This window comes from Brevibacillus sp. B_LB10_24, assembly GCF_046036945.1.
GTDB lineage: Bacteria > Bacillota > Bacilli > Brevibacillales > Brevibacillaceae > Brevibacillus_C.
The window spans coordinates 44,281-54,780 of the sequence record NZ_JBJQOQ010000035.1 but is presented as its reverse complement, the minus strand read 5'-3'; the positions used below and the strand labels follow the sequence as shown (position 1 = coordinate 54,780).

The following is a 10,500-nucleotide window of genomic DNA, read 5'->3' as shown; positions in this document are numbered from 1 at the left end:
TGTGGAAGCGCGGCAACGCGTGGAGCTGACGAATACTAATCGGTCGAGGACTTATCCACATTTCCCTTTGCTTGATTGCGTATCCGGTTTTGAAGGAATAATTCCTTACCTGTCTTGTCTTTTACATGGAGCTGTGGTGAAGTTGGAGTTCACGCCGGTCTGTCACACCGGAGGTCGCGGGTTCGAGTCCCGTCAGCTCCGCCATTTCAAGGTAAGAATGCGAGCCTTGATTTTATGTAACGCCAGAACCAATGTATTTGGTTCGGTAGCTCAGTCGGTAGAGCAGAGGACTGAAAATCCTCGTGTCGGCGGTTCGATTCCGTCCCGAACCACCATGTTGCGAGCCATTAGCTCAGTTGGTAGAGCATCTGACTTTTAATCAGAGGGTCGAAGGTTCGAGTCCTTCATGGCTCACCACCACTCATATCCCAGGGGCCCTGCGAAGATTCGGAGTGCTTTTTGCGGGGATATTCTTTGCGGACGTAGCTCAATTGGTAGAGCGTCGCCTTGCCAAGGCGAAGGTCGCGGGTTCGAGACCCGTCGTCCGCTCCATAGAAGTATTACAGAGGGTCTCTCACCCGTACCGGGTTCACCCTCGATGTATCTCTAGAAGTAACGCTCGGGTACTGCACATAGACCGATTACCACTTGCATTGGCAGGTGGTTTTTCTATTTCCACATTTTTCAGCACTTGTCTGTGCACTATGACTTGAGCCTATCTGTGGGATTTGGTACGATACATGGGAGCAAAGCAGCTAGAAGATCGGAGGTTTTATGAAAAACAGTGAGGAAAGGACCACGGTCGTCGATTTTATACGCGATGCCAGTTTTTTTGCAGAGCTGGGCATGCGACTAGCGCGTCGGTTCGACTATCCGAAGGCACTTCGGTATTTGCGCCGTGCTGTCGAATTGGAGCCGGGGAACGCGACCTACAACTGTCATTTGGCCAGTGTTCTTGCGGAACTGGGACAATTTGAAGAATCAAACAATATATTGTACCAAATCGTTGAAAGCATCGATCCAGAACTGGTAGATGTTTATTTCTATCTCGCTAACAACTATGCCAATATGGAAGATTTTCAGATGGCGGAAGAGCTGGCTTTGCGATATCTGGAGGAGAGTAAAAACGGCACGTATGCGGAAGAAGCGGAGGAATTGCTGGATTACCTTTATTTTGAGCTCGATCTGCCGCCGCGCCGTTTCCTGGATCAATCCAGCGACATCCTCTACGCCAAACATGAAGAGGCGAGAAGATGCCTGGAGGAAGGCCGTTTTTTGCAGGCGACTGAATGCCTGAAAGAGATCGTGGAGACGCATCACGATTTTTTGCCTGCCTGGAATAATTTGGCGCTGGCCTACTACTACACCGGCCATTTTACCGAGGCCTTGGAGACCATCGAGCACACGCTGCAATTGGAACCTGGAAATTTGCACGCCTTATGCAACATGGCCGTGCTGTTCTCCCACCATAATCGTATGGGCGATCTGCTTCCGCTTTTACAGCAGCTAAAAAAGGTGGTCCCTTTTACGAGCGAGCATCTGTTTAAGCTGGCGACCACCATGGGAGTATTGGGACAGCACGAAGAGGCGTACTTCCTGTATCGCCGGCTGCTGGGGACTCTCTACCATCAGGATGCCAGCACATACCACTACGCCGCCATATCCGCTTATTTGTCCGGCAGGTGCGAGCAGGCTGTCAGGTGGTGGCAAAAGGTGAAACAGCTGGATCCGGATTCGGGCGTTGCCGATTACTATTTGCAGATGGTAAAAGAGCAGCCAGATGGAGAAACTATAAGCAACATGACGTACCACTACCATGTCCCAACCGGCAAGGTCAGGTTTACTGACGAGTGTTCCTATCAAGAAAGTCTCAAATCTGATCCAATGGTCAGGGCTTCGCTGTTGTGGGCGCTGCAGCACGGCAGAGACGATGCGAAGCAATTGGTGATCCAGACGATGACGCTGATTGCCGACGAGGAAGCGGAAAAAGCGCTGCGCCTCTTCTGTGACACAACCGATGATCCGGTGTGGCGGGAATATGCGCTTCAGGCCTTGAGCGAGATGGGGGCAGAGCCGTCTATCAGCGATACCCCTGTCGTACTGGCGTCAAACGAAGATCAAGTGGTGAACTGCATCAACATATGTCTGACCTCAAAAGTGGAGCGGGAGTGGGCCATTCAGACCTGGTCGACTTACCAGATACGGATGGAAATGCCTGTACGTGTGCGGAAAGCTGAGGCGTGGGTAGCGGCTCTGGAATACCTGTATCGGAAAGAACAGGGGCAGAAAACGACGCAAACCGCTCTGGCGGAGAAGTACGGTGTTTCGTCACAAACCATTTCAAAGTGCGTGAAGGAAATCTCCAAGCTTGATTTATACAAATTCTAACTTTATAATTAATATAAAGATACATGGATTAGAGAACCATCCGCGCGACAGGAGGTTGCAGAAAAATGAGTGAACAAGCAAAAGTATACGATGTCGTAATCGCCGGGGCAGGTCCTGCGGGGATGACAGCAGCAGTCTATACAGCTCGGGCAAATATGTCTACAGCGATGATCGAACGGGGGATTCCCGGCGGTCAAATGGCCAATACAGAAGAAATTGAAAACTATCCGGGCTTTGCCTCCATTTTAGGGCCGGATTTGTCAACAAAAATGTTTGAACACGCCCAAAAGTTTGGGACAGAATACATCTATGGAGACATCAAGGAAATTCGCGATGGACACCCTTATAAAACCGTGGTGACGTCCGAGAAGGAAATCCTGGCCAAATCAGTCATCGTCGCAACGGGAGCTGAACATCGGCTGCTCGGGGTGCCGGGCGAGAAGGAACTCTCCGGCCGCGGGGTTTCCTATTGTGCAGTATGTGACGGTGCGTTCTTCCGCGGCAAAGAACTGGTGGTCGTAGGCGGCGGGGATTCGGCGGTAGAGGAAGCGATCTTTTTGACCCGCTTTGCCACGAAAGTGACAATCGTACACCGACGCAATGAGTTTCGCGCCCAAAAGATCATTCAAAAACGGGCTTTCGAGAATGAAAAAATCGAAGTCATTTGGGATACGGTCGTGAAAGAGATTCGCGGCGACAATGTCGTCTCCGGTGTCTTGCTGGAAAATGTCAAGACGGGTGAACAGCGCGAGTTTGCCACGAACGGCGTATTTATCTACGTCGGAATGGATCCTTTGACCGAAGCCGTAAAGCAGCTTGGCATCACCAATGAAGCAGGTTACATTTTGACTGACGACCTGATGAAAACAAAGGTGGAGGGGATTTTCGCAGCGGGTGACGTCCGGGAGAAGACGCTTCGCCAGGTTGTCACAGCGACAGGTGACGGCTCGATTGCGGCACAGGCGGCGCAAAACTTTGTCGAATCGTTAAATGAACGACTGAAAGAAGAAAACGTCACAATTTCTTAATTCTCTTGTAACATTTATGAAATATTCATGGGTTATGATAAAAATATGAATTGACCCCCTTTTTCTATACTTCCATTCGCGTGGCCGGAACACTGGCCACGTCTTTTTTTGGTCAGGAGAAGATGTCTCGTCTCGGGTATGCAAAAGATGCGATGACAACGGTCAATATGGTATGCTTATAGAAGGATCAGAGGAGGCGAGAAGCAGTGATGGAAACAAGTAAAGAGAAAGACATCAACTTACTCATCATCACGGGCATGTCAGGGGCAGGAAAAACGACCGCAGTCCAGAGTTTGGAGGATCTCGGTTTCTTTTGTGTTGACAATTTGCCACCCATCCTGATCCCGAAATTTGCTGAGCTTATGATCCAATCCGGCGGAAGTATCGAGCGCGTTGCCCTGGTGATCGATCTTCGGGGCCGGGAGTTTTTCGAGAGCTTATTCGAAGCAATCGACAGACTGAATGAGATGGACGGGATCTCCTTCCAAATCCTTTATCTGGACGCCAACGATCAGGTATTGGTCACCCGCTATAAAGAAACCCGCAGGCGCCATCCGCTTGCCCGGGGCGGTATGCCATTGGAAGGAATCCAGGTTGAACGGCGGATGCTGCAGGAGATGAAGGGCCGGGCGAATCAAATTATTGATACCAGCCAGATGAAGCCGCTTCAGCTGCGTGAAAAAATCATTAGCCAATACTCCCAGCAGAGCTCACAATTAACGATAAACCTTTTATCATTCGGCTTTAAATACGGCATTCCTATCGATGCTGACCTCGTGTTTGACGTTCGCTTTCTGCCCAATCCGCATTATGTTGACGAGCTTCGTCCCAAGACGGGCTGCGATCAGGAAGTCGCGGAATATGTAATGAAGTGGAGCGAGACGCAGGAGTTTGTCTCCAAACTGCTTGATTTTCTCATATTTACACTGCCCCAGTACCAGCGCGAAGGGAAGAGCCAACTCGTTATCGGCATCGGCTGTACGGGCGGAAAACACCGTTCTGTGACTATAACGGAATACCTCGGCAAAGTGATCGGCAAAGATTTTCCCGTCAGAGTCACTCACCGTGACATGGAAAAGAGTAAATAGTCATAGGATGACAGGGATAGAAGCAGGTCATAAAAAGTCAGCTTGAGTATTGCCATTGGGAGAGAAAGAGGTGACTTATGTCAATAGGAAGAAGGGGAATTCAATCAAGCGGGGTGCCACGGGTCGTCGCCATTGGCGGGGGCACCGGTCTTTCCGTGCTGCTTCGCGGGCTAAAGGAGGAACCTGTACACATCACGGCGATTGTTACGGTCGCGGATGACGGTGGCAGTTCAGGACGCTTGCGGGAAGAGATGGATATGCTTCCTCCAGGGGATATACGCAACGTCCTGACTGCTTTAGCCGATACGGAACCGCTGATGGAAAAAGTGATGCAGTACCGATTTTCAAATGGCACAGGTTTAGCTGGCCATAATTTGGGAAATCTATTACTTGCAGCCATGAATGAAATATCAGGAGACTTCGTGACCGCTGTGAAGGGATTAAGCAGGGTTCTCGCTGTACGCGGGGACGTGTTGCCTGCATCCAATCAGTCTATTCACCTGAAAGCGGAGATGGCGGATGGTTCCATCATCTCGGGAGAATCGCAAATCCCTTTGGCGGGAAAGCGGATTAAGCGCGTCTTTCTCGACCCTCCTGAGGTTGTCCCGCTGGAGGAGGCTTCGCGGGCGATCGCCGAGGCCGATGCGATCATTATTGGGCCAGGCAGTCTGTATACGAGCATTTTGCCAAATCTGCTAGTGCGAGGGTTGTTTCAGCAGATTAAAATGTCTGCCGTCCCCAAGATATATATATGCAATGTGATGACACAGCCGGGAGAAACAGACGGATTTACCGCATCCGATCATGTGACAGCCATGTACGAACACCTAGGCACGCCTTTCCTCGATACGATCATCGTAAACACGGCGGATGTGCCGGAAGAGGTATTGGAAAAATACGCAGAAAAGGGTTCGGCGCCGGTGGTCTGCGACATCGAGCAGTTACAGACCCTCGGTTTGCAAGTCGTTGCGGATCGATTTATCGCTTATGAGGATGGTTTCCTCCGTCACAATGCAAAAGTCGTAAGTAAAAAAGTCGTCTCAATTTTGAAGCGGGGGAAGGAGTGAAGCGCCATGTCGTTCGCCGCCCACACGAAAAAGGAACTGACGATGCTGGAAGTCCCGGATTGCTGCAGCAGGGCGGAATTGGCTGCACTGATCCGCATGAACGGAAGCATCCAATTTGGGGCGGGCCGATTTGTCCTAGATGTAGCAACGGAAAACGCGGCAATCGCCAGACGCATCTACATCCTCATCAAACGGCTGTTTAAGGTTCACGCTGAGCTGTTGGTACGCAAAAAAATGCGTTTAAAAAAAAATAACGTCTACATTGTCCGCATTCCGCACCAAGCCGGTGAAATTTTGGAGGATCTGCGGATCATGGATAAAAACCTGTCCTTTTATCCGGGGATTTCGCCCGATCTGGTCAAAACGGCATGCTGCCGCGGCGCCTTTTTGCGCGGCGCCTTTTTGGCAGGGGGGTCGGTCAATCACCCGGAAGCGTCCAGCTATCACCTGGAAATTTTTTCATCCTACCAGGATTTTTGTGAAGCGTTGACGGATTTGGCCAACCGTTACCATCTAAATGCGAAGTGTATCGAGCGGAAAAAAGGGTATGTGATGTACATCAAGGAAGGCGAGAGGATAACGGAGTTCCTCAGCTTGATCGGTGCCCATCAAGCCCTGCTCTACTTTGAGGACGTTCGCATCGTAAAAGACATGCGCAATTCGGTGAACAGGCTGCATAACTGTGAAATCGCCAACATAAACAAAACCGTAAACGCAGCCACCCGGCAAATGGAAAACATCCAGCTGATCGAGAAAGAAATGGGGTTGGACAGCCTGCCTCCCCGCCTGCGGGAAGTAGCAGAGCTGCGGCTGCAGAATCCGGATATCAATCTCAAGGAACTTGGCGAGATGCTGCCAAGCGGTCCCGTGAGCAAGTCGGGGATCAACCACCGCCTTCGAAAAATTAACGAAATCGCAGAGAAATTACGAGAAAAACAAAATATTTCTCTTTCGTAACATGCTATAATGGAAAACACTAGTAACATTTTTAGGGAGGGTTTGGATATGGTACAGCAACAAGTGCTTGTAAAGCTTAGGACCGGACTGCAGGCACGGCCCGCCGCTTTCTTTGTTCAGGAAGCGAATCGCTATGCTGCAGAAATCTTTGTGGAAAAGGGAACAAAAAAAGTCAACGCCAAGAGCATTATGGGAATTATGAGTCTGGCGATCGGCTCCGGTACGGAAATTACTATTATCGCAGAAGGGCCGGATGCTTCCCAGGCTGTGACAAATTTGGCCAAACTGGTCAGCAAAGAAGAATAGGTGAATAGGAAAAAAGGCAGTTGCGCTTGTCGTAAACGCCTTTTTTAGTGCAGTGCTGGCCATCCCCCCCTGCCAGGTTACGGCGCTGGCCGGTTTTTTGCCTGGCCTACATACCATACTCATGGGAGTTAGGAGGAAAAAAACATGAAGATGCGCAGTTCACATTTTTCGGTGATGATGATCCTTGGCATGCTGATCGCTTTGGTTTGTGTCCCTTTCGCAGCCGTGCCGAATGTGCAAGCAGCCCCTGCGGACGAGTTGCAGCTGGCGGGATTTCAGATGATGGATGAAATGGACGGCTACACGTGGGGAACACATGGCAGTACTCTCGTCCTTTATCGAACGGCAGATAATGGGAAAACATGGAAAAATATTGCGCTGCCGACTGTAAAAGCTTCCGCCAATCCGGTATATGGCCGTGATCTGTTCTTTTACGACAAGCAGAATGGGTGGATCGTCGGCAGCAATGGGGAGCGAGGAGTGATCTTGCACACGGTCAACGGCGGGGAGAAGTGGACAGTCCTGCCCGCGCCAGGAGTTGGCCAAATCGCTTCAATGGATTTTATCACTCCGCAGACAGGCGTGCTGCTCGCTTCTGATGGGAACCTGTATTTGACCCAAGATGGCGGAACCACGTGGAAGAAAGGCAGTGGGTCATTTGCGGGCAGCGAAAACGTCAAAGGGATGCTGTTCCGCGATGTACAGAATGGATGGATACTAAGCCCGGGAGATGATAAAATTCCGCACCTGTTCCGGACCCGTGACGGCGGCCAAAAATGGGAGCTGCTTAGTTTGCCGGAGCTTACCCAAGTATGCAATTCGGAGATTTTATCCGCCCCGGTCTTCTTTGGCAGCGACAAGAAAAAGGGTTGGTTCCCGGCGCGTTGCAACAAAGGGGACAGAAAGCAGTACTACGTTTCCTTCACGGAAGACGGCGGCGAGCACTGGAAGGTGACTCCGATCTATACGAAGCTGGCCGGACAGTTCGTCAGTGCAGTTCCGTTGGTTTTTGCCGATGATCAACGCGGCTGGTATGTGCAGGCGCAGCAGGTGTATCAAACGACTAACCGGGGAGTCACCTGGAATTCCACATTGCCGGATAAAGGGTTGATCGATGCGTTCAACGCTTACCCGAATGTGGTCCAGATGCAGTTCGTATCGATAAATACAGGGTGGATGCTGCTGAAGTCCCTGGATGGGAAAAAGACGCAGCTCCTGCAATCAACAGACGGCGCCAAAAGCTGGCATGTGGCAAGTCCTGTTGCCAATAAATAAACGGGTTGGGAATATTTCGGCTTGGATTGGGCATTGCTAAAGGTACCAAGACATGGGGAGGGTTGGTATGACGGAAAAAAATGAAGCGATGCCCGATTCGCAGCACGAAGGACGCGATCAGTACTTTATGGATATTGACCGCATGGTGAATGAGGGGCTGGGCGGAGGTACCGTCAGCGATCAAAATGGCTTGATCGAAGAGACTGCGACTGATTCCATGGATGGTGTCTACACGACTGACGAGAGCAGGCGTGGTCAAGATGCAGCAGAGGAGGAGTTGACGTAATGGACACGGTACGAGCCGAGGAAATCATGGCATCGACAGAAACGATCAAGGTGGAGTGCGAAGGAGTTCCCGTCTGGATCGATGGAGTGGATCGCCAGACGAACACTGCCCGCGTTCACGTCCAGAATAATCCCCAAGAGCAAAAAACGGTACCTGTGAATCAATTAATAGAGCGTTAAGAAGTGCAAAAAAGCTTTCCTGGAATCAGCCAGGAAAGCTTTTTTTGTGGTCTTTTTATTTACCTTTGGGCGTCGGAGTCGTGGTGATCACTTCGTCGATCAAACCGTATTCTTTTGCTTCCTGTGCAGTCAGGAAATTGTCGCGGTCGGTATCTTTCGCAATGCGTTCAATCGGTTGTCCGGTCCGCTCGGCGTAAATTTGGTTCAGATGTTCGCGCATTTTGATGATTCGCTTGGCGGCGATTTCGATATCGCTTGCCTGGCCCTGCGCTCCGCCCAGCGGCTGATGAATCATCACTTCACTGTTCGGGAGGGCAAACCGTTTTCCCTTGGCTCCGGCGCACAAGAGGAAGGAGCCCATAGATGCTGCCATTCCGACACAGATCGTCGAGACATCCGGTTTGATATGCTGCATGGTGTCATAGATCGCCATTCCGGCGGTAATGGAACCGCCCGGGCTGTTGATATACAGGCTGATGTCTTTGTCGGGATCCTCCGATTGCAAGAAGAGGAGTTGGGCAACGACACTGTTTGCGACTACATCATTAATAGCTGTTCCCAAAAAGATAATACGGTCTTTCAGGAGGCGTGAATATATATCGTAAGCGCGCTCCCCGCGGTTTGTCTGTTCAATGACGGTTGGAATCAAATTCATATGCAAACTGGTTCCTCCTTTCGGCTTCATCTTTATCATACACAATTGGTCAAGGAAGGTCAAACGATAACTTGCTGTCGATTCCCTACTAATTGTAACCACAAACACACATCAGCTAAACCTGCTTGAACGGAGCCGAACGGATTTATCTGGCTGCCTCGTTGGCCCGGCGCACCACCGCAGCCAGACTTCCCAAAAAGATCATCCAGATCACGATGGCAAACACCCAGCCAAGGAAAGGCACCTGAAGCAAGATAAAGATGCCCAAAATGCCGATAAGTTCTGCGGCAAGCGGGTGCAATCGCCAGCGAAACTGACGGGCCAGCCGCATCCCTGCCCAACAGCCGACGAAGATTTTGGACACGTAGAGAAGCAGTCCAAGCGACAGGGCCAGGGCGATCGCAACCGGTATTCCCACCAGTGTCACCATCAGGACGATCGCAAACAGCGGAGCCCCGATCAGCAGCAGGGCGCCGACGCCCAGTTGTGAGCCGATGTTCGTATCCATCCCTTGCTGGATCCGCAACAGGGCGGTAGGGAACAGGTAACGGATAATCAGCCAGAGCAAAAGTGTGCTGAGCAGGGAGACGAGCAGCGACACGATCGGGATATTGAATCCGCTTTCTTTCTTCGGCTGGTACTGGGTGAATTTTTCCTGTCCGGCCAGCTTGGCCCCCGGTTCGATCAGCGCTTTTTGCGGACTGGTGTAAACCAGATCTCCATTGATTGCGGCAGAGGACTCCATTTTGATATTGTCGGCCCGCAGTGCGGAGATGCCTTTTCCGATCGTGCCGGTTATCCGCAAATTGTGGACCCAGCCATTGAACTCCTTTTCAATGGTGCCAAAGAGATCAACGGTATCAGTAAAGGCATAAACGCTTCCTTTGATGTTCGCCTGGTCGGGGATAAACAGGTTTGCACTGCCAACCGTTATATTGCGGCCGATGGTGCCGTTTACGGTCAACCGCTGTGTAAAAGCCCGAACATTGCCTTCCACCGTGCCGTTAATCAGCGTATCACCCGTAAAGGCGATGACGTCACCTTGGACCGTTCCAAGAATCTGTACGCTTTCTGCAAAGACGTAGACATCGCCTTCCACCGTTCCTTCGATCACTGCCCTCTTGCCGGTAATCATCAGGTCGCCCTGGTGGGTTTCTGAGCGCATCAATACGTACGTGTCCTGATTGATTGCACTGAAGGCAAATACTGACGTGGAAAAGGTGAACAACATGAGCAAGAGCGAAATGGCCCAGATGAATTTCTTCACGATT

Annotated in this window: 11 protein-coding genes and 4 tRNA genes; 13 read left to right on the top strand and 2 right to left on the bottom strand. The window is 50.9% G+C overall.

The genetic code is table 11. The features are described from left to right. Positions 1-127 precede the first annotated feature (127 nt). The 13 genes from ACI7RC_RS23120 to ACI7RC_RS23060 all read left to right on the top strand — a co-directional run bounded on the left by ACI7RC_RS23120 (position 128) and on the right by ACI7RC_RS23060 (position 8,574). Positions 128-204, top strand: a tRNA-Asp gene (locus tag ACI7RC_RS23120). Between the two features lie 55 nt (positions 205-259). Then, positions 260-335: transfer RNA gene (locus tag ACI7RC_RS23115), tRNA-Phe, on the top strand. 6 nt (positions 336-341) lie between these two features. Next, a tRNA-Lys gene (locus ACI7RC_RS23110) sits at positions 342-417 on the top strand. Positions 418-476: 59 nt separating this feature from the next. Continuing rightward, a tRNA-Gly gene (locus ACI7RC_RS23105) sits at positions 477-552 on the top strand. A 222-nt stretch (positions 553-774) separates the two neighbouring features. Beyond that, complete coding sequence (locus ACI7RC_RS23100) at positions 775-2,388, top strand: tetratricopeptide repeat protein (RefSeq protein ID WP_408110542.1); 1,614 nt, start codon at positions 775-777, stop codon at positions 2,386-2,388. A gap of 65 nt (positions 2,389-2,453) precedes the next feature. Then, entirely contained in the window at positions 2,454-3,416 is a 963-nt protein-coding gene (gene trxB, locus ACI7RC_RS23095) for a thioredoxin-disulfide reductase (RefSeq protein WP_408110541.1), read from the top strand. 209 nt (positions 3,417-3,625) lie between these two features. Further along, positions 3,626-4,504, top strand: a complete 879-nt coding sequence (gene rapZ / locus ACI7RC_RS23090) for an RNase adapter RapZ (protein ID WP_408110545.1) — start codon at positions 3,626-3,628, stop codon at positions 4,502-4,504. A gap of 77 nt (positions 4,505-4,581) precedes the next feature. Further along, positions 4,582-5,571, top strand: coding sequence for a gluconeogenesis factor YvcK family protein (locus ACI7RC_RS23085; RefSeq protein ID WP_408110540.1), 990 nt, complete (start codon positions 4,582-4,584; stop codon positions 5,569-5,571). A gap of 6 nt (positions 5,572-5,577) precedes the next feature. Beyond that, positions 5,578-6,528 (top strand): DNA-binding protein WhiA, encoded by a 951-nt coding sequence (gene whiA, locus ACI7RC_RS23080; protein WP_408110539.1) that lies wholly within the window; start codon positions 5,578-5,580, stop codon positions 6,526-6,528. 48 nt (positions 6,529-6,576) lie between these two features. After that, positions 6,577-6,834 carry an HPr family phosphocarrier protein gene (locus ACI7RC_RS23075; protein ID WP_408110538.1) on the top strand — a complete coding sequence of 86 codons (258 nt, stop codon included), beginning with the start codon at positions 6,577-6,579 and terminating at the stop codon, positions 6,832-6,834. Between the two features lie 144 nt (positions 6,835-6,978). Then, entirely contained in the window at positions 6,979-8,109 is a 1,131-nt protein-coding gene (locus ACI7RC_RS23070; protein WP_408110537.1) for a WD40/YVTN/BNR-like repeat-containing protein, read from the top strand. Positions 8,110-8,176: 67 nt separating this feature from the next. Beyond that, positions 8,177-8,395 (top strand): hypothetical protein, encoded by a 219-nt coding sequence (locus tag ACI7RC_RS23065; protein ID WP_408110536.1) that lies wholly within the window; start codon positions 8,177-8,179, stop codon positions 8,393-8,395. Further along, positions 8,395-8,574: an H-type small acid-soluble spore protein gene (locus tag ACI7RC_RS23060; protein ID WP_408110535.1), complete on the top strand. Its 180-nt coding sequence runs from the start codon at positions 8,395-8,397 to the stop codon at positions 8,572-8,574. Before ACI7RC_RS23065 ends, ACI7RC_RS23060 begins: the two co-directional genes overlap by 1 nt. Before the next feature lie 55 nt (positions 8,575-8,629). Here ACI7RC_RS23060 and clpP read toward each other — a convergent pair whose 3' ends face one another. Continuing rightward, entirely contained in the window at positions 8,630-9,229 is a 600-nt protein-coding gene (gene clpP / locus ACI7RC_RS23055) for an ATP-dependent Clp endopeptidase proteolytic subunit ClpP (protein WP_408110534.1), read from the bottom strand. 145 nt (positions 9,230-9,374) lie between these two features. Continuing rightward, positions 9,375-10,496: a bactofilin family protein gene (locus ACI7RC_RS23050; protein ID WP_408110533.1), complete on the bottom strand. Its 1,122-nt coding sequence runs from the start codon at positions 10,494-10,496 to the stop codon at positions 9,375-9,377. Positions 10,497-10,500 lie beyond the last annotated feature (4 nt).